General features: G+C 69.9%; 20 protein-coding genes and 1 pseudogene. 3 read left to right on the forward strand and 18 right to left on the reverse strand.

The window, feature by feature from the left end; genetic code table 11:
- The 5 genes and pseudogenes from ACZ5C2_RS29070 to ACZ5C2_RS29090 all read right to left on the reverse strand — a co-directional run.
- Positions 1-198, reverse strand: a pseudogene (locus tag ACZ5C2_RS29070) (hypothetical protein); the annotation flags it as partial.
- A gap of 32 nt (positions 199-230) precedes the next feature.
- Positions 231-887 (reverse strand): hypothetical protein, encoded by a 657-nt coding sequence (locus ACZ5C2_RS29075; protein WP_468797792.1) that lies wholly within the window; start codon positions 885-887, stop codon positions 231-233.
- A gap of 104 nt (positions 888-991) precedes the next feature.
- Complete coding sequence (locus tag ACZ5C2_RS29080; protein ID WP_468797795.1) at positions 992-1,492, reverse strand: hypothetical protein; 501 nt, start codon at positions 1,490-1,492, stop codon at positions 992-994.
- Positions 1,489-2,208: a serine/threonine-protein kinase gene (locus ACZ5C2_RS29085; RefSeq protein ID WP_468797798.1), complete on the reverse strand. Its 720-nt coding sequence runs from the start codon at positions 2,206-2,208 to the stop codon at positions 1,489-1,491. Before ACZ5C2_RS29085 ends, ACZ5C2_RS29080 begins: the two co-directional genes overlap by 4 nt.
- Positions 2,209-2,286: 78 nt before the next feature.
- Positions 2,287-4,662 (reverse strand): Tox-REase-5 domain-containing protein, encoded by a 2,376-nt coding sequence (locus ACZ5C2_RS29090; RefSeq protein WP_468797802.1) that lies wholly within the window; start codon positions 4,660-4,662, stop codon positions 2,287-2,289.
- Between the two features lie 168 nt (positions 4,663-4,830).
- Between ACZ5C2_RS29090 and ACZ5C2_RS29095 the strand changes: the two genes are divergently transcribed.
- Entirely contained in the window at positions 4,831-5,208 is a 378-nt protein-coding gene (locus ACZ5C2_RS29095; protein ID WP_468797806.1) for a DUF192 domain-containing protein, read from the forward strand.
- A gap of 100 nt (positions 5,209-5,308) precedes the next feature.
- Here ACZ5C2_RS29095 and ACZ5C2_RS29100 read toward each other — a convergent pair whose 3' ends face one another.
- Positions 5,309-5,815 (reverse strand): ATP-binding protein, encoded by a 507-nt coding sequence (locus ACZ5C2_RS29100; RefSeq protein ID WP_468797809.1) that lies wholly within the window; start codon positions 5,813-5,815, stop codon positions 5,309-5,311.
- A gap of 267 nt (positions 5,816-6,082) precedes the next feature.
- Between ACZ5C2_RS29100 and ACZ5C2_RS29105 the strand changes: the two genes are divergently transcribed.
- Positions 6,083-6,934, forward strand: a complete 852-nt coding sequence (locus ACZ5C2_RS29105; RefSeq protein WP_468797812.1) for a helix-turn-helix domain-containing protein — start codon at positions 6,083-6,085, stop codon at positions 6,932-6,934.
- 10 nt (positions 6,935-6,944) lie between these two features.
- Entirely contained in the window at positions 6,945-7,136 is a 192-nt protein-coding gene (locus ACZ5C2_RS29110) for a hypothetical protein (RefSeq protein WP_468797815.1), read from the forward strand.
- On the opposite strand, the gene ACZ5C2_RS29115 is transcribed toward ACZ5C2_RS29110, so the two are convergent.
- From ACZ5C2_RS29115 to ACZ5C2_RS29170, 12 genes are all read right to left on the reverse strand, one after another.
- Positions 7,137-7,751: an OmpA family protein gene (locus ACZ5C2_RS29115; protein ID WP_468797818.1), complete on the reverse strand. Its 615-nt coding sequence runs from the start codon at positions 7,749-7,751 to the stop codon at positions 7,137-7,139. It lies immediately after the preceding gene.
- 8 nt (positions 7,752-7,759) lie between these two features.
- Complete coding sequence (locus ACZ5C2_RS29120) at positions 7,760-8,341, reverse strand: hypothetical protein (protein ID WP_468797821.1); 582 nt, start codon at positions 8,339-8,341, stop codon at positions 7,760-7,762.
- A gap of 34 nt (positions 8,342-8,375) precedes the next feature.
- On the reverse strand, positions 8,376-8,963 hold the full coding sequence (locus ACZ5C2_RS29125) for a pilus assembly protein TadG-related protein (RefSeq protein ID WP_468798102.1): 588 nt from the start codon (positions 8,961-8,963) through the stop codon (positions 8,376-8,378).
- Positions 8,960-9,154, reverse strand: a complete 195-nt coding sequence (locus ACZ5C2_RS29130; protein WP_468797824.1) for a Flp family type IVb pilin — start codon at positions 9,152-9,154, stop codon at positions 8,960-8,962. The genes ACZ5C2_RS29125 and ACZ5C2_RS29130 overlap by 4 nt, the downstream gene beginning before the upstream one ends.
- A gap of 160 nt (positions 9,155-9,314) precedes the next feature.
- A complete protein-coding gene (locus tag ACZ5C2_RS29135; protein WP_468797827.1) occupies positions 9,315-10,178 on the reverse strand; it encodes a response regulator in 864 nt (287 codons plus the stop codon).
- Entirely contained in the window at positions 10,175-11,773 is a 1,599-nt protein-coding gene (locus ACZ5C2_RS29140) for a sensor histidine kinase (RefSeq protein WP_468797830.1), read from the reverse strand. Before ACZ5C2_RS29140 ends, ACZ5C2_RS29135 begins: the two co-directional genes overlap by 4 nt.
- A gap of 16 nt (positions 11,774-11,789) precedes the next feature.
- Positions 11,790-12,677 carry a DUF5936 domain-containing protein gene (locus ACZ5C2_RS29145; protein WP_468797833.1) on the reverse strand — a complete coding sequence of 296 codons (888 nt, stop codon included), beginning with the start codon at positions 12,675-12,677 and terminating at the stop codon, positions 11,790-11,792.
- A gap of 21 nt (positions 12,678-12,698) precedes the next feature.
- Positions 12,699-13,643 carry a type II secretion system F family protein gene (locus ACZ5C2_RS29150; RefSeq protein ID WP_468797836.1) on the reverse strand — a complete coding sequence of 315 codons (945 nt, stop codon included), beginning with the start codon at positions 13,641-13,643 and terminating at the stop codon, positions 12,699-12,701.
- 9 nt (positions 13,644-13,652) lie between these two features.
- Positions 13,653-14,990: a CpaF family protein gene (locus ACZ5C2_RS29155; RefSeq protein WP_468797839.1), complete on the reverse strand. Its 1,338-nt coding sequence runs from the start codon at positions 14,988-14,990 to the stop codon at positions 13,653-13,655.
- A 121-nt stretch (positions 14,991-15,111) separates the two neighbouring features.
- The gene (locus ACZ5C2_RS29160; RefSeq protein WP_468797842.1) at positions 15,112-15,489 is read right to left on the reverse strand and encodes a TadE/TadG family type IV pilus assembly protein; all 378 of its coding nucleotides are present in this window, start codon (positions 15,487-15,489) and stop codon (positions 15,112-15,114) included.
- Position 15,490: 1 nt separating this feature from the next.
- Positions 15,491-15,817 carry a pilus assembly protein gene (locus ACZ5C2_RS29165; protein WP_468798105.1) on the reverse strand — a complete coding sequence of 109 codons (327 nt, stop codon included), beginning with the start codon at positions 15,815-15,817 and terminating at the stop codon, positions 15,491-15,493.
- A 151-nt stretch (positions 15,818-15,968) separates the two neighbouring features.
- Positions 15,969-17,222: an AAA family ATPase gene (locus ACZ5C2_RS29170; RefSeq protein WP_468797845.1), complete on the reverse strand. Its 1,254-nt coding sequence runs from the start codon at positions 17,220-17,222 to the stop codon at positions 15,969-15,971.
- Positions 17,223-17,227 lie beyond the last annotated feature (5 nt).

Raw genomic sequence — 17,227 nt, forward strand, 5'->3', positions numbered from 1 at the left:
CCATGACGTCGACGAGGTCAGCGGACCCGCTGAGTCACCGGTGCCGTTCTTGGAACGGTCGAACACGACACCACCCACGGTGACGGAGACGGTGCCGTCGTCGCCGGTCTCGGCACGCTGGTCGGTGCCTTGCGTATCACCGCCCAAGGTGTCGTCAGCACGGGCCACGTCCGGCGGAACCAGGAAGGACACGAGCACACCGAGGGTCGCAAGCGTTAGTGCGGAACGTGTCACGGCTGGCACTTGGCACTCCCACTTTGCGAGACGATCTTCTGGATGACCCAGACGCCCTTACTGTTCTTCTTCAGGGAGGTGTGATAGATCACGTAGCTCTTGGCCGTGACCTCGGTCTTCTTGACCTTGTTGGTTTCGAGGTACTTCACGTACGCCTTGCCCTGGTCTTCGCAGTAACTCAGCGACGCGGAGCCGTCCTTGCCGACAGCAACCTCGGGGGCGTAGAAGCGATAGGCCCCGGTGACACCGGCCTTGTTGTCCACGTACTTCTGAATGAACTTCTGTGTCCCTGCGGCCGCTTCTCCCTCGTAGTAATAGAGGTAAGCCTTGTCCAGCGCGTCCTGATTGCGGATCGCCATGTCCACCGCCTTGATGGACTGCTCACTGTCCGCCAGAACAGCGTCCTTCTCCTTGTCGCCGGTCTTCGGCCAGTCAAAGGTGTAGGAGAGGTCGGGCGGCAGCTCGATCTTCGGGCGTCCTTCGGCGGCAGGCGTCGACGCACTCGGCGACGCCGACTTCTCACCGGCCGTGTCGGCGCCGGCGATCTTGTCGCTGTCCTTGGCGGGCTCGTCGTCGCTTCCGCACGCGGACAGCGTCAACGCCGCGGTGGCGGTCAGCGCGAGCGCTGCAAGCAAGGAGGGGCGGCGGTTCACGGTCGACTCCCGGTGGGGCGAGGCTTCTCTCGAGCGAACCCACGCTATCCAGCGCACGACTCACGACACCAGAGTGAGGGGGTTCAACTCCTGCTACAACACGGTCACATAAGTGTCAGCGGACGGTCGCTGATCAGTGCGGTGAGGATCATTGGTGCGTCGCCGTCGGACTGGTTGAGGGAGACGGCGATCCAGCGGCGTGCCGGGCCGGGCAGCGGGCCCCAGACGGTCAGGTCGCCGTTGCAGTCCTTGGCGAGGAGGGTACGGAAGGGCTCCGCCGTCGGGCGTTGGAGCAGAGGTTCACCCATGGTCACCGCCCGGTGCGGCCCCCAGCGGGCGTCCAGTTCCGCGACCAGCGTGGCCAGTTTCGCCTCCGCCGCCTCCTCCGCGTCGTTCCATGCACGGCCGTACACCCCCGTGAGGGCCTCGCTCTCCCAGAGGGGGAACAGCAGGAAACCCTCGCCCCGGGTCGACGTCCATTCCCCGGTGACCGGCTCGCCCTCGTCGATCGTGGGGCCCGAGTCCGGGAGGGGAACGGACAGGGCGGACTCGATGTCCGACACCGCCCGGCCCGCGTCGAAGGGCTCGCCCGCGCGGGCGGTCACAGCGCCGGCCGGTTCATCGGGCGGGGCAACGGCTCCAGCGCGCCGGACTTCTTCAGGGACTGGTACGCCTCGACGACGGCCGCGGTGTCCCCGGGAGTGGCGAGGACGAGGAGCAGGCCCCTGGTGGGAAGTTCGACGCGGTCGGCCGTCAGGTCGGCGGGGACCCGGGCGGCCCGGCCCGCCGACAGGTAGCCGGCCCAGCCGACCGACGGCGTGCCGACCCTGAAGCCGGCCTCCCTCTTCAGGGCGGAGGTGACGGCCCGGTCGCTGACGTCTCCGTAGTCCGGATGCCACGCCTCCGCCACGACGGTGAGCAGCGCGGCGTCGGGAAAGGATGCCTCGTCGGGTGACGTGATCGTGGCGACCAGTGACTGGAGCAGGGAGCCCGGCGTGCCACCGGCCAGCACGGCGATCTCCACCTTCCAGCCGGGGGCGGGGTCCGCGGCGAGCAGTCGCAGCGACGTGCCGTTCGCGGCCGCCCAGGGGTCCGCCTTCCGTGCCGTATGCAGCGCGCCGAGCAGCGATGCCTCGTCGGGCCCGACCGTCTCGGCGGGCCCGGAGGCGGGGACCGTACGCCACTCCCATGCCGTACGGCCGCCCGCCGCCGCCTCCGGCAACAGCAGCGCGAACCGCTCCAGCGTCGTGCTCCACCGTGCGGCGAGTTCGTCCGCCGACTCCTGCCGGGGGCCCCAGAAGCCCCGCACCACGCGTCGCATGTCCCGTCTCTCTTCTCTCGCCTCTCGCCCACGTCCGCTGCCGCGACCACCTTAGGACGCGATCCGCCCGCCGCCCCGTCAGTCGAACGCCTCGGGACGCCTGTCGCCGGCGATCCGGTCGGGCTGGGTGTGGACGACTTCGATGTCCAGTCCCGCGTCGTCGAAGGCGTCCCGGGCCGCGTCGGCGACCTCCTCGTTGGAGAAGTGCCACTCGATGCCGTTGCCGTTCGCCGCGCTCACCTGGCGGCGTGCCTCGGTCAGCAGCCGTTCCCTGCCGGACGGGGTGAGTTCCGTGCGGTCGGAGGCCAGGAAGCTGTCGTAGCCGTTCTTGGCCTCCAGGAAGGTGTCACGGGAGGAGTCCCAGCCGTCGAACTCGACGTCCGGCACGTCCGGGTCGGGGTGCGGGACGACGTACTCGTGTCCGCGCTGGGTACCGGTGACCTGTTCCTGGTAGCGCAGCCACGACTCGTTGCGCCAGTTGGGAGCGGGGTTGCGGTCGCGGCTCGCCCAGAAGCCGTCGCCGCCGTCCGGGTCGCCGTAGGTGCGGCTGTCCAGGTCGTCGGCCCAGTCCGGCGGGTTGTAGTTGCGCGGGTCGCCCGTGTCGCCGTGCTCGGGGTCGGGGTACTGCTTCTTGTTCGCCAGCGCTTCCCGGGCACGGTCCGGTTCCTCGGCGCGCTTGCGTTCCAGGTAGGCCTGGCGCTCCGCGGCGCGGGCCTCCTCGGCCTGCTCCTTGGCCTCCTCGTCGCAGGTGCCCTCGGCCAGGAGGACGTACGGGCGCTTCGCGGCGGGGCCGGCGGCGAGCACGGTGGTGCCGGTGCCGGGTCCGCCGTTCAGACCGGGGTGCGGGTCCTGGCCGTACGGGACCCCGGGGCCCGGTGCGGCGATGGTGCAGCCGGTGCGGCGGGCCGCGTCCTCGGCCTCGTCGGCCGCCTCGTCGGCGCGGCGGACGGCGTCGTCCAGCGCGTCGAGGTCGCCCACGTCAGCCGCTCGCCGTGCGTCCCCGGCGGCATCGACGGCGTCGTCGACGACCCTGCTCAGCCTGCCGAGCGAGCCGACCTTCTCGGCGACCTTCGCTTCGCCGTAGCCGGGGATGAAGAGGGAGCCGACGTTCCAGAGGACGGTGGTGACGGCCCGGGTCTCGTTGCCGCTGTCCCACTGGTCCACGACGTCGTCGCCGATGAACGTGTCGAACAGGACGGTTCCGCCGGTGCCGAGGGACGCTCCGCCCCAGTCCAGGACCGCCCCGAAGTAGTCGCCGTCGTCCCACTTCTCGCGGGCGTCCGCGGTGTTGTCCGTCCACTCGTCGCCCAGGGAACCGGCGTAGTCGCTCAGGCCGTTCCAGGTTTCGACGGGGTTGGTCACCACGTCCCAGATGCCGGTGAGGTCGCCCCAGATGCCGTCGACGAACAGGCCACCGCCGACCTGCCCCAGCTGGTCCCCGGCACAGCCGAAGAAGGCGCCGAAACCGGAGAAGCAGCCCTCGTCGCCCTCGTCGCCCTCGTCGCCGTTCTCCTCCTCCGTGGTGGGGTCCTCGTACGGCGGCTCGTCGATCTCGTCCTCGGCCGCCACGGGGTCCACGACGGAGGGGTCGTCCGCGCTTCCGGCGGGTGGGTTGCCGGTATCCGTACCGCCCGGATCGTCCGCGTCGCCCCCAGGATTGCCCGTACCGCCACCGGTCGTCGCGCCCCCGGTGCCGCCATCGGTGCTGTCTCCGGTGCCGCCATCGGTACTGCCATCGGTGCCGCCGCCGGTGTCGCCCTCGCCTCCGTCACCGTCCTCCGCCGTGACCTGGCCGTCCCCGCCGTTCCCGGGCGCGGGACAGGCCGCCCCGGTGACGCGGCACACCTGTGCCTGGACCTCGGTGAGGATCTGGCCGCCCAGGCCGGTGACGACGAGCGCGCCGATGATCGCCGCGACGACCGCGATCAGGCCCGCGTACTCCACCGCCGTCTGGCCGCCGTCCCGGCGCCAGCGGATCATCCGGGGCAGGGAGAAGGCGCGGCGTTCGCGCCGGTCGGGTTCGGCGAGGCGGTACCAGTCGCGGCTCTCCGGGCGGGTCAGGAGGAACAGGATGAGGAGGGGGAGGAGCAGTTGGGTGAGGCCGCGGGCCGACCCGTCGGCGATGTTGGACATCGAGCCGAGGACCAGCCATGCCTGTACGACGATCAGCCCGAGCCAGACCCCGGCCCCACCCCGCCAGGTGCGGCGGGCCAGCCACCAGCCGAGCACGCCGGGAGCGGCGGCGTAGGCCACGTGGGCGAGCAGGGTTGCGTCCACCGCGTCGAGCGACGCCGCGGTGAGGAGCAGCCCCAGGCCGCCGAGCGCGGTGAGTGCGAACAGCACGTGCACGAGCAGCAGTGCACGGGACAAGGGCCGGGGCATGCCCTGCCGCCCGCCCCCGCCGCCCGGCAGCCCGGCTGCCCCGGACTCCGCCCCTCCCCCGGTCCAGGCCATGCCCGCCCCCTCCGCAACTCCCCTGATTCGAACCGTGTTTGATTCACGGCACGGGCCCGAGGGTAGGGAGGGGCGGGTGTCAGAGCATGGGTCCGTGGGCCCAAAGCAGCACCCAAGGTTCGGCGGGTTGGGTAGGCCGTGATTCACGGCGGAGGGGGTCGGTCGGGGATGAGGCGCTGGCGGGACGGGCGTGGGAAGTTGGCCGTGCGGGGGAAAGGTGACGAGGGGCCCGCCGTGTGCGTTCCTCTGGAGATCGCCACCTCCTACCGGGCCCGTACGAGGGGACTGCTGGGGCGCGACTCCCTCGACGGGGCGCTGCTCCTCTCCCCCGCCAACAGCGTGCACACCTTCCGTATGCGTATGCCCATCGACGTCGCCTATCTCGACCGACGGCTCCGGGTCATCGCCGTACGCACCATGCCGCCGGGGCGGCTCGGGCTGCCCCGGCTCCGGGCACGGCATGTGCTCGAGGCCGAGGCGGGGGCGATGGAGGGGTGGGGGCTGCGGGTGGGGGCCTGTCTGTCGATCGACTTGGAGGGTCCGTGAGTCCGGGAGCGGTGCACATGAACCCGCTCACGCCCACGTCCGAGGGCCGCGCCGCTGCCGCTGCCGCTGCCGCTGCCGCCGGGATCGTCGAGGGAATCGCTCACCGGCCCGGCACCGACGTCGTATAGGTGCGTGCGCCCTCCCTCTGCAGGACGGCCCACATGCGGGTGCCGCCACCCGGCTCCCGCGCGTCCCCGAAACCCCAGTCGCCGGAGCAGGCCTTGACGACGCATGCCAGCAGCCTGAGCGCGGCTCGGCGGCGGGCGTCGCAGGCCGTGGCCAGTCGCGGATGGGTGTGGCGGGGGTGGGCGTCGTAGAGGGTGACGCGGAGGGCGTCGTCGCGGTAGCGGAGTGAGACGTACAGCTCCGTGGTGGGGGTCAGGCGGTAGGCGATTGCGGTGAGTTCGCCGACCACCTGGACCGTCGCGTCCGTCATGTCCTCCAGTCCGTGGGCCCGCAGGATGGTCCGGGCCGCGGTACGGGCGATCGCGGGGCTTTGCGGGGCTGCGGGGAGGGTGAAGCTGTAGGAGAGGGTGTCGGGAGTCGGCGGTGCGGGAGGGAGGTCGGCGGGGGCGGCGATCGGGCAGAGGCCGGCGGATACGGACATGGCAACTCCAGTGCTCGGCAGGTGATGTGCGGCCCGTCCGGTGGCTCGTCTCCCTGACGCGAGCACGCCTCTCCCAGGGCAGGAGAGTGCGGGCAGGCTCGCGCGATGCCCTTCCGGTTCGGTGCGGGTCGTAATTGACCTGTCACTGACGGTAGAGCACCGATGTGGCAATGTGCCACTTGCTATTCGAAATTTCCACCCATGTGGGTGGACCGCGAGCGTGAACAAAGGGCAGACTTGCGCCGCGACAACTGGAGGTAGTGACACATGCCGCCGAGGGCAACGCCCACCGAACGCCAGAAGCGACTGGGCGCGGAACTGCGCAAGATGCGCCTCGCAGCACAGGTGTCCACGGAGTACGCCGCCGGTCTGCTGGGCATCGACCGGACGAAGATCTCCAACATCGAGGCCGGCATCCGGACCATCACACCCGACCGCCTCCGGACTCTCGCGTGCAATTACGACTGCCGAGACGAGGCGTACGTCAACGCGCTCGCCCACATGGCGGGAGACCGCACGCGCGGCTGGTGGGAGGCGTACCGCGGACAACTCCCCGCCGGGCTCCTGGACATCGCGGAGATGGAGTGGAACGCCCGCAAGGTGCGCGCCGGACTGGCCATACACGTGCCCGGACTACTCCAGACCGATGCGTATGCCCGCACGCTGTTCACCGCGGCGTTGCCGGTGCTCTCGCCAGCCGAAGTCGAGCTACGCGTGGCGCATCGTATGCAGCGCCAGCAAGTGCTTTACCGAGAGGACCCGATCACGTACGTCGGATACGTGCATGAGGCCGCTCTGCGGGTCGAATTCGGTGGCACCAAGATCATGCGGGGGCAGCTCGAACGCCTCTGTGATCTGTCCGAACGCAGGAACATCGACGTTCGTGTGATTCCCTTCAAGGCGGGCGCCTTCCCCGGCGCCGGGCAGGCCTTGACATATGCGGAGGCAGTCGTGCCCCAGCTGGACACCGCAGAGCTCGACTCAGCGCACGGCCCGGAGTTCCTCCACGGAGGATCGCAGTTGGACAAGTACCGCGCACACCTGGACTGGATGGCGACCGCGTCACTCTCTTCGACCGAATCGCGGGACTTCATGCGCGGTCTCGCCAGCGACCTTTGAGGAGTACCCGATGACAAACATCACGTGGGAAGAGCCGTTCTGCGCCGAGGGCGCCAACTGCTTCCGCATAGGCACCGACACCGACGGCAACGCCTACATCGCCGTCGCCGGCCAGGAAGACACCCCCCTCACCGACAGCAGGGAGGCCCTGCGCTCCCTGATCCTGGAGATCAAGGCGGGCAAGGCCGATCACCTGCTGTAATCAGCCCTCGGTACGCGGGAAGGAGATTTCCACCCTCCGGTTCTTCTTGCGGCCGGCCTCCGTGGAGTTGTCGGCGATCGGATACTGCTCGCCGTACCCCCGGACCTCGTACGTGACGCCCGAGTCGCTCAGCTCCTGGACGAGGACGCCGTGTACGGCGTTGGCGCGCTTGCGGGACAGGACGTCTCCGTGGGCGGACGATCCCAGGTTGTCCGTGAAGCCGAAGACGCGGATCTTCGTGGCGTTCTGGGTCTTGATCTCGTCCGCGATGGCAGCGATACGAGACTTCGCCTCTCCGCCGAGCTTGGCACTGTCCTTGCCGAACAGCACCTCGGCCTGGAGCGCGAACTTGACGTCGGAGTTGGTGTCCTCGCGGCGTTCGTCGCCGCTCTGGTCTTCGACGACCTGCTTGATGTCCAGGACCTTGGCCTCCGCGAGGGTGGCGCCGTCCGGCAGCTTGAGGTCCGGGTCGTTGGGGTCGAGTTCGACGGGGGCCGAGGCGGTGGCTTCAGTGCCTGGGGGGACGCTGGGGCTGTCGTCGGCGAGGGCCACACCTGGGCATACGGCCAGGACAGTGGCGACGGTTCCAATGAGGATCAGGCGTGTGTGAGTCATCCTCTGCCTCACCCAGAGATCTGGATGGTGCCGCTGGCGAACGTCGGCAGTTGGAAGGTGACTTGGGAGGCGTCCGCGGGCGGTGCAGGGAACTGTATGAAGACGGCCAATGATTCACCCGGCTTGAGCGATGAGAACCCGGTCGTTGTCAGCGGTCGCCCATCCGTGTCGCGCAGGACGTAGTAACGCTTCTTGTCTTTACTATCGACCAGAGTCGCACCCCCGAGAGACATCCCGTGTCGGAGGATCTCCGTTTCATTTCCACGTACCGCGGCCGGCACGGTGATCCTTTCAGCACCGTCATTCTTCAGATTCCCACTTACAGTGACGAACCCCCCTGCGTCACGCTGGGCCGAGGTGACCTGGAGCAGCAGGCCATCTGTGCCCCTCAGCTCTGCCAGAGGCTCATCTGCCTGCCCCTCTTGAGCGCTCGGATGGGAACCGCCGCCCTTCGAGGCAGAGGCCGACGTCTTCGGCTTCTTGTCGTCGTTGCTACCGCCGCCGCACCCGGCCACACCGACGGCCAGTGCGGCCGCAGCGGTCAGCACGACCATCCCCCTACGGGCCTTCGAAGTGAACCGCATGCTCATGCCTCTGCTTCCTTCATCACTCGTCGTTCGCTCATCATTCGGCCAAGTGGACGTCGAAGAGATCTTCCGGCTTCGGGAGCAGTTCCGCAGGACCCTCCGGGTCCAACTCCCATTTCTCGCCCTCACAAGTGAGCTGGGCCAGGACGTCCTCTGTCGGTAGCTCGAAATCGCAGCGAGGCTCGATCACGGCAGTGGCCTCTGCACGCGACCGCTTGTTCTCCGTGCCCGGGACAATGGATTCGCCGACCGTCCCGTTCGTCACGGCCTCGACCGTGAACGACAGTGGTCCGCTGGGCGTACAGAAAGCGGTCGCATCATTCTGGGCGGCGAGCTGATAAGCACGCCAGCACGACGGTCCTATACCCGGCACGTAGCCGGTGAAAATCTCTGCCCACGCGGTGGGATCGTTGATGCTCTTCGTCAGAGCATCGGCGAGCTTTTCCCGCCTGTCCTGGGCCGCAGCGAGGGCCGCCGCGTCAGCGGCTGTCTGCGCGTCATTCCGGTTCGCCGCCGCCTGACCAACTGCAAAGTACGCGAACGCGAGAAAGAGCAGGCCCCCCACCACCGTGATGTAGATGGGGAAAGCCTGCCCCGCGTCGCCGCAGCGAAGACGCCGAATCAGCCGATGACCTCGTTCACCTTGTCCGTGATCGCGGTGTAGATCGTGTTGCCGATGTCCGTCCCCGTGATCGCCAGCACAATCGCCACGACCACCGCGATGATGCCCAGGTACTCCACCGCGGTCTGGCCCCTGTCGTTGCGGGCTGCGCGGGAGTGGAGGTAACTGACGGTCGTGTTGATCCAGTTGTTCATGGTGGTCCCCTCCGGCTGACGCGGTCGCGGCCTCTTCCGCAGGGCCGCTTTCGACACCAGCACCGTACGGCCGGGTGCGTCGCCCGTCAGAGGGCCCCAGGGCCCAATGCGAGGCCCAATCGCGGGCCCAGCGCCTCTTCCCCCATGCCGCCACCGGAGGTCACCCCACCCCTCGACCCGAACCGGGTGCCGTACCGAGCCACTTTGCCGCGGCCTCGGAACGGCTCGTGCTGTGGAGCTTCGCGAAGATGCGGTTGATGTGGTTCTTGACCGTCTTCTCGCTGATGAAGCACGTGGCGGCGATCTGCTGGTTGTTCATGCCGGAAGCGATGAGGTCCATGATCTCTGCCTCCCTCGCGCTCAGTTGGTACCTGGACCTGTCGGGAGCGGCCGGGCGGCCACTTGTCCACCCAGACGACGACTGTGCCATATCCGGTTGCAGTTGCGAAAGGTTTTCCGCAGAAGTAGGTGGCGGTGGTACATGGGGGAAGCCGAGTCCGGTTTGCTCATCGTTGGTTGTGTGCGTGGCACCCAGCCCCTCTGGTAACGGCTGACCCGTCCCCAGCCCCTGTCGCAGTTGCGACAGCAACGCTCCCGCCGCTGTGGGCGTGAAGTGGGGCCGGCCCTGCTTGATGTCGTGAACGGCCGACACCAGTTGGTCCGCCGTGAACTCGCCGTGGACCAGGTAGCCCCCCGCCCCCCTGCGCAGCGCCTCCTGCACGATCTCCGATTCCCTGCTGTACGTCAGCATCACGACCGGGGCGATGCCGACCAGATACGGAAGGGCCGAGATGCCGTCCACACCCGGCATGCGGACGTCCAGGAGGACCACGTCGGGGCGGTGGGCCCGGGCCGCCTCGTAGGCTTCCCTGCCGTCCGCCGCCTCCGCCACGACCGTGATGTCCTCGCGGCCGGTGAGGAGGGCGGTCAGGCCCGCGCGGACCACCGGGTTGTCGTCCGCCACCACCACGCGGAGGGAGGCGGGTGGAGGGACGTTCTCGAAGGGGTTCGGCGGTGTGTTCATGGGGTGGCCTCCGTCGGAGTTGTCGGCGTCACCGCCGCGAGCGGGAGTTCCAGGCGGACCTCCGTGCCCTGGGCCAGGTTCCCCCTGCCTATGCGGATGCGGGCGCCGACCGACGCCGCCCGTTCCACCATGCCCACGAGGCCGAAGTGTCCCGCCCGGCGGAGGTGTTCGAGGCTTGTGCCGGGTGGGAGTCCGGCGCCGTCGTCGTAGACGCTGATGCGGAGCAGGTCTCCGTGCACGCCCGCGCGGACGTCGATCCGGGTCGGTTTCGCGTGGCGGTGGGCGTTCTCCAGTGCCTCCTGGGCGATGGTGAGGAGCTGGCGGGCCACCGCCGGGGGGACCGGGGGGACGGTGTCCTCGCCGGTCGGGCCGTAGGACGCCGTCAGGCCGGTGCGGTTGCTGAAGTCCCGGGTGCGGGCCGCCAGTTCCACCAGGACGTCCGTCCCCTGGCCGGGGTCCGACTCCCGCCGGAGGTCGGCCAGGAGCTCGCGTGATTCGGCGGCTGCCCTGCGGGCGGAGCGGGCCACCAGTTCCGCCTGTTGTTTCACCAGGTCCGGGTTCATGCGCGGTGCTCCGGCCGTGGCGGTCAGGCTGTCCGCCGCCAGGGCCACTCCGTGCAGGGTCTTGGCCACCGAATCGTGCATCTCCCGGGCCAGGCGTGCTCGTTCCGCGCTGACGGCTTCCGTGACCGCCAGGCGGGCCTGGATCGCCGTCAGCGCCTGGGTCGCCCGGCCGAGGCTGAGCATCAGTTTGCGCAGGCTCGAGCCGACGGCTCCGGCGATCACACAGAGGCCGGGGAGGAGGAGTGTCTGTGCCAGGTCCGTCTTCGGGTCCTCCAGGGTCGCGTAGACGAGCAGGAGGATCAGGCCCTGGAGGGACGCGAAGACGGCGGCGCCGCGCCAGCCGTAGACGAGGCCGGCGAGGAGGGGGGTGCAGACGCTGACGTAGGCGAGCGTCGTGTCCGGGCCGGCGGAGACCAGGAGCAGGGCACCGAAGAGGGTGTCCACGGCCAGGAGGGTGGGGTGGCGCAGGAGGAGGGGGCCGAAGCGTTCCCAGTCCCTGAAGAGGACGTAGGACGCCATGAAGGTGACGATCACTGCTGTGGCGACCAGGCGGGTGCCCCAGCCGGGGCCGGCGTTCAGCAGTGCCGCGGGGGCCGCCAGCGCGATCATCGCCAGCCTGAAGCCGAATGCCTGCCGGCACAGGGCTTGGAGGGCGTTGGCCTGGATTTGTACGTCGGGTGCGGGTGCGGGTGCGGGTGCGGGTACGGGTGCGGGTTGTGGGGGGTGCGTCCTGTTTTCGGTCGGATTCGGGTTCCCGCCCGCACCATCCGTGCGGCTCTCGTCGTCGAGTGCGGGTGGCCCCTGTGGGGGCTCGGCGCCATCGGCGGCCGCGGCTCCGTGCGGCAGCGGGTACGCGCCCGTCACCGGTTCCCACCCGGGCGGCAGCATCGGCGTCGCCGACGTCACCGGGATGTCCGGGGCGCCCGTCCTCGCGTAGGGCGGGAGAACCGTGCCCGCCGGGGGTGTGGTGATCTCCGACGGCTTGGCGGCCGGGCGGCGGAGCAGCCGCGTGCGTTCCCTGGTCGTCGTCATCGCGCCCTGCCCCGTCCTACTCGCCCGTGATGGAGCCGAAGTCGGTGCCCGAGCCGAGGATCAGGCCGGCGCCGAGGAGGATCATCGTGGCCGGGACCATGAACGTGGTGATCATCATGGTGGCCTTGGGGACCGCGCGGGCCGCCTTCCGGCGGGCGTTCTGCGCGTCCGTACGGCGCATGTCCTTGGCCAGCGACACCAGCGTGTCGACGATCGGCGCGCCCAGCTCCTCCCCCTGCTGCAACGCGGTCACGAACATCGCCACCTGCTCGGAGTCGTTGCGGCGGCGCAGTTCCGCGAAGGCCTGCCTGCGGCTCATGCCGAGGTCCATCTGGCGGAGTGTGATGCGCAGTTCGTCCGCCCACGGGCCCTCGTACTTCATCGACACCCGGTCCAGTGCCTGACGGAAGCCCAGGCCCGCGCTCACCACCACCGCCAGCACGTCCAGGAAGTCGGGCAGGGTGCGTTCGATGACGTCCTTGCGGATGCGGATCGCCGACCAGATGCCGACCTCCGTCCAGAACGCACCGAAGGCGAGCAGCAGCAGCGCCACGAAGAGCTGGCCGCGCAGGAGGAAGACCAGGAAGCCGATGCCGCCGAGGGCGCCGTACACCGCGCGGCGGGCGGCGTAGCGGTCGATGGTGAGGCCGCCGGGGTTGCCCGCCAGGTCGATTTTGCGGCGGTACTTGGCGACCTGCTTGGGGCCCATGGCGCGCAGCACGGCGGGGGCGTAGCGCATGCCCATGCGGTCGACGAGGGAGTCGACCGCGCCGGTGCGGGTGGAGCCGACCTCCAGGGCGAGCATCAGGTCGCCGGGGAGTTTCACCTCGGCCCGGTACATGCGGATGCCGGCGAAGACGCCCCAGACGCCGAGGGCCATCAGCAGGGCGAGCAGAAGTCCCATGTCAGTCAGCCTCCTCGCCGGTCAGACGTCGATGCGGGACAGTCGGCGGATGAGGACGAAGCCGACGGCGTACAGCCCGAAGGCGGTGATCACCGCGGCCTGGCCGGCCGGTGAGCCGGTCATGCGCTCCAGAGCGCCGTCCTTCACGCCGTTCATCAGGAACAACGAGCCGACACCGAGGACGGGAACGGCGTACGACGTCATGCTGACCTGGGAGAGCTGCGTACGGACCTCCCGCCGGGTCTCCTTCCGCTCCTCCAGCGTCTCCGTCAGGTTGCGCAGCGCGCTCACCACCTGCCCGCCCGCCCGGTTGGACAGCACCAGGGTGGTGACCAGGACGACCAGTTCGCGGGAGGGGAGGCGGTCGGCGAGTTCGCCGAGGGCGTCGTCCATGGAGGCACCCACCGCCAACTGGTTGGCGACGTTGGCCAGTTCCTCGCCCGCCGGGGCCTCCAGTTCCTCCGCCGCCATGCCGATGGCCGTACGGAGCGCCAGGCCGGCCTGGGTGGCGTTGGCCAGGATGCGGGCCAACTCCGGGAGCTGGTTGATGAACCGTTCGATGCGCTTCTGACGTTGCCAGTTGAGGAACTGCCAAGCCGCCCAGATGCCGAGGAGACCGGCGATCGGGCCGAAGAACGGCGCCAGGGTGGACTGGCCGATCAGCCAGAGTCCGGCGACGGTGGCGAGCATGGCGGCGAAGAACTCGCCGGGGGTCACGTCCAGGCCGGTGGCCAGCAGGCGCAGTTCCAGCTTGCGGCCGAGCCCGGTGCGGCGCAGGCGGCGGTCCAGGGTGGGGAAGTGGCGTCGGCGGCCGACGACCGGGATCTGGCCGGTGGCCGAGAGGCGGTCCACCAGCGCCTGCCGCTGCGCCCTGCCGGAGGCGTAGGAATGCACACCGACGACCGCGAGGACACAGGCCAGCAGTGTGACGCCGGTGGTCAGCGTGATCAGGTTCTGCAGATCCATGGGCGGTTCCTACCTGGCTTCTCTGGTGGCGAGCTGGTCGGCGGACTGGGCGATGCCGAACGCCTGCGGGATCGGCTGGCTCGCCATGTAGAGGCGGTCGGCGGTGCGGCGCGGGAGCGGGTAGTAGTCGAAGGCGCCGTGGACGCGGCCGTCGGCGGCCATGGGCCGCGCGTGGAAGCGGGCGGCCGTGGCCAGCCGGTACGGCTCTCCGCCGTGGCTCTCCAGCAGGGCGATCTCGGTGATGCGGCGGGCGCCGTCGGCGAAACGGGTGAGCTGGACGATCACGTCGACGGCGCTGTTGATCTGGTCGTGCAGGGCGACGAACGGGATCTCGACGTCGGACATGGAGGCGAGGGTCTGCAGGCGCATCAGCGCGTCCTCGGCGCTGTTGGCGTGGACGGTGGCGAGGGAGCCGTCGTGGCCGGTGGACATGGCCTGGAGCATGTCCAGCGACTCGCCGCCGCGGACCTCACCGACGACGATGCGGTCGGGGCGCATGCGCAGGGAGTTGCGGACCAGGTCGCGGATGGTGATCTTGCCCTTGCCCTCGACGTTCGGCGGGCGGGACTCCAGTCGGATGACGTGCGGCTGCTGGAGCTGGAGTTCGGCGGAGTCCTCGATGGTGATGATGCGTTCGCCCTCGGGGATCAGGCCCGAGAGGGCGTTGAGGAGGGTCGTCTTCCCGGTGCCGGTCGCGCCCGACACGATGACGTTGAAGCGTGCCTGCACCAGTCCGGCGAGCAGGTACAGCATGGGTTCGTCGAGCGAGCCGAGGCCGATGAGTTCCTGGAGGGTGAAGGAGCGCGGGAAGCGGCGGATGGTGAGGGTGGCGCCGGTCAGGGACAGCGGCGGGATGATGACGTTGACGCGCTCGCCGGAGGGGAGGCGGGCGTCGACCATGGGGTTGGACTCGTCGACGCGGCGGTTGACGGTGGAGACGATGCGTTCGATCGTCTGCATGAGCTGGTCGTTGGAGGCGAACCGCATGGGGAGCTGCTCCACCCGGCCACCGCGCTCCACGAAGATCGCGTCGGGGCCGTTCACCATGATCTCGGTGATCGACGCGTCCTCCAGCAGGGGCTCAAGGATGCCGAGGCCGAGGGCCTCGTCGACGACGCGGCGGATCAGCTGGGAGCGTTCGACGGTCGACAGGACCGGGCCCTCGCGGCTGATGATGTGGCCGAGGACGCGTTCCAGCCGGGCCCGGCGTTCGGCCGCGGCCAGCGAGCTCATCTCCGCGAGGTCGATCTCCTCCAGGAGCTTGGCACGGTAGGAGGCGACCATCTGGCCGTCCTCGCCCCGTCCGGCCTTCTCCTCGGGGGAGTTGATGCGTGCCCGCAGGCTCATGAGTCGCTTGCTCCTCGTCCTTGTTCCTGGTCGTCCTTGTTCCTGGTCCCTGTTCCTGCCCTTGTTCCTGCCCTTGTTCCTGGTCCCTGTTCCTGGTCCCTGTTCCCTGTTCCTCAACGCGTCAGTGGTCCACCGGCATCGTGGCGGTCTTGCGGGCGGGGCCGAAGTCCCAGCCCGGAACGATCGACGGGATCTCGACCGTGGCGATGACGGTGACCTCCTTGCCGAACTCCGCCGCCGCGCAGTCGGTGCCGTCGGCCAGCCAGGAGCTGACGGCGGCCGTGCAGGCCCCTCCGGCGCCCCGGTCCAGCGACGCGCTGCGCGCTCCCGCCCGCGCCGCGGTGCCCGCCTGCTGGGCGGTGTACGCGATCAGGCCCAGTTGCACGACGGCCATGCCGACGATGAGCAGAACGGGGAGAAAGCCCAGGTACTCGAGCGCCGCCTGGCCGCGGTCGCGGTCCCGCCGGTCCCGGAGGCGACGGCTCCGTCGAAACGGCATGTCAGTCCTCCTCCTCGACCGCGCCCGCATGGCCCTCCACGTCGAAGGGGAAGGACACGGTGCCCGGGAAGAGAATCGGGACGGTCAGCTTCACGTCGGCGGTGACGAAGCCGCCTGCCGTCGCACAGTTCACGGTCGCTCCCCCCGCCCACGCTTCCGACAGCTTGTCGAGACCGGCCTCCTGGCAGGCGCCCTGGCGTGCGCCCGGTGTCGCCGCCGTCGCCGCCCGTACCGCCTCGTCCGCAGCATTCCCCGCGAGAGTGAAGGTGTACCCCACGAGCACGAGCTGCCACAGCACCACCAGCGTGATGAGGATCGTCGGGGTCATGCCGAGGAACTCGATGGTCACCTGGCCCCGGTCGCGGCCCCGGTCATGGTCACAGTGCCGGTCGCGGCCCCGGTCACAGTGCCGGTCGCGGCCCCGGTCACAGTGCCGACGTAAGTCCGTCACGCTCATCGCCCTCAGCCCCTTCATCCCCTTATCCCCCGCCGTCCTTCTTCCGCCGGAAGCTCACCGACCCCCGGTCGCCGCGCAGCCGGCCGCCCTTGTGGGCGCCCTCGGTGGCCTTGACCAGGCCGAGTTCACCGGCCAGGCCCCACAGGGCCTGCTTCACCGTGCTCTTGCTCTCCAGTTCGTGGACACGGCCGGCGTCCACGACGCTCTGGAGTTCCTTGAAGTGGGCGGGGACGGTGGTGGCCGCCACCGTCGTGCCGGTGATCCTCTGGATGAGCGGGGGCTGGATCTCCGTGGTCCGGGTGTGCCGGTTGACGACGATCGTGGTCTCCTCCGCCTTGCGGATCTGCAGCCGGTCCCACATCCGCACCGCCCGCTTGGCGCCCCGGACGGCGACGACGTCGGGGGTGGTGACCAGCAGGGCCCGGTCGGCCATCTCCACCGCCGCCGCACCGGCGCCGCCGAGCTGGGCGCCGCAGTCGATGACGACGACCTCGTAGCGGGAGCGCAGGGCGCTGACGATCTGGCGGGTGGCGCGGTCGGTGACGTCCTCGCCGCGTTCGCCCTCGGCGGGGGCGAGCAGCAGGGTGACGCCCGTGTCGTGGCGGAAGACGGCGTCGGCGAGGACGCGCGGGGAGATGTCGTTCACGGCGGCGAGGTCGACGACGGAGCGGCGGAACTGGACATCCAGGTAGGAGGCGATGTCGCCGGTCTGGAGGTCCATGTCGACCAGGGCGGTGCCGCGGCCGGAGGCCTGGGCGGCGAGGGCGAGCTGGATGGCGGTCAGGGTCGTGCCCACGCCGCCCTTGGATCCGCTGACGGTGACGACGGTGCCGCCGACGCCGGTGAACACATCGACGGCCGCGCCCAGATGACGGCGTACGCCGACCGACCACTGGGCGACGGCCTGGACGCGGCTGGCGAGTTCCTCGTAGCTGAGCGGGAGGGCGACCAGTCCGCGGGCTCCGTAGTCCATGGCGGCCTGGAAGAGGCCGGGGCTCACGTCGGAGGTGACGAGGATGACGCCGACGGAGGGGAAGCGCAGGGCGACTTCGCGGATCAGCTCCAGTGCGGGGACCGGGCCGATCCGTTCGTGCACGACCACGACCTCGGGCAGCTCGTCGACGGACTCGGCGGCCAGACGCGCAAGGGTGTCGACGAGCTGGGTGGAGTCGACCACCGGGGCCACCGGCTCGGCGTCCGGGAGCTGGCTGAGCAGTGTGGTGATGGACCGGACCGCGTCCGCGTCGCCGACTGCCGGGAGGATCCTGGTGGGCATGCGGC

Source organism: Streptomyces sp. NPDC031365, assembly GCF_055569765.1.

Bases quoted from the DNA above. Each gene is read 5' to 3' on its own strand.
- ACZ5C2_RS29085 (WP_468797798.1), bottom strand. From the start codon at position 2,208: ATGCGACGCGTGGTGCGGGGCTTCTGGGGCCCCCGGCAGGAGTCGGCG.
- ACZ5C2_RS29090 (WP_468797802.1), bottom strand. From the start codon at position 4,662: ATGGCCTGGACCGGGGGAGGGGCGGAGTCCGGGGCAGCCGGGCTGCCG.
- ACZ5C2_RS29095 (WP_468797806.1), top strand. From the start codon at position 4,831: ATGAGGCGCTGGCGGGACGGGCGTGGGAAGTTGGCCGTGCGGGGGAAA.
- ACZ5C2_RS29100 (WP_468797809.1), bottom strand. From the start codon at position 5,815: ATGTCCGTATCCGCCGGCCTCTGCCCGATCGCCGCCCCCGCCGACCTC.
- ACZ5C2_RS29105 (WP_468797812.1), top strand. From the start codon at position 6,083: ATGCCGCCGAGGGCAACGCCCACCGAACGCCAGAAGCGACTGGGCGCG.
- ACZ5C2_RS29110 (WP_468797815.1), top strand. From the start codon at position 6,945: ATGACAAACATCACGTGGGAAGAGCCGTTCTGCGCCGAGGGCGCCAAC.
- ACZ5C2_RS29115 (WP_468797818.1), bottom strand. From the start codon at position 7,751: ATGACTCACACACGCCTGATCCTCATTGGAACCGTCGCCACTGTCCTG.
- ACZ5C2_RS29120 (WP_468797821.1), bottom strand. From the start codon at position 8,341: ATGAGCATGCGGTTCACTTCGAAGGCCCGTAGGGGGATGGTCGTGCTG.
- ACZ5C2_RS29130 (WP_468797824.1), bottom strand. From the start codon at position 9,154: ATGAACAACTGGATCAACACGACCGTCAGTTACCTCCACTCCCGCGCA.
- ACZ5C2_RS29135 (WP_468797827.1), bottom strand. From the start codon at position 10,178: ATGAACACACCGCCGAACCCCTTCGAGAACGTCCCTCCACCCGCCTCC.
- ACZ5C2_RS29140 (WP_468797830.1), bottom strand. From the start codon at position 11,773: ATGACGACGACCAGGGAACGCACGCGGCTGCTCCGCCGCCCGGCCGCC.
- ACZ5C2_RS29145 (WP_468797833.1), bottom strand. From the start codon at position 12,677: ATGGGACTTCTGCTCGCCCTGCTGATGGCCCTCGGCGTCTGGGGCGTC.
- ACZ5C2_RS29150 (WP_468797836.1), bottom strand. From the start codon at position 13,643: ATGGATCTGCAGAACCTGATCACGCTGACCACCGGCGTCACACTGCTG.
- ACZ5C2_RS29155 (WP_468797839.1), bottom strand. From the start codon at position 14,990: ATGAGCCTGCGGGCACGCATCAACTCCCCCGAGGAGAAGGCCGGACGG.
- ACZ5C2_RS29160 (WP_468797842.1), bottom strand. From the start codon at position 15,489: ATGCCGTTTCGACGGAGCCGTCGCCTCCGGGACCGGCGGGACCGCGAC.
- ACZ5C2_RS29165 (WP_468798105.1), bottom strand. From the start codon at position 15,817: ATGACCCCGACGATCCTCATCACGCTGGTGGTGCTGTGGCAGCTCGTG.
- ACZ5C2_RS29170 (WP_468797845.1), bottom strand. From the start codon at position 17,222: ATGCCCACCAGGATCCTCCCGGCAGTCGGCGACGCGGACGCGGTCCGG.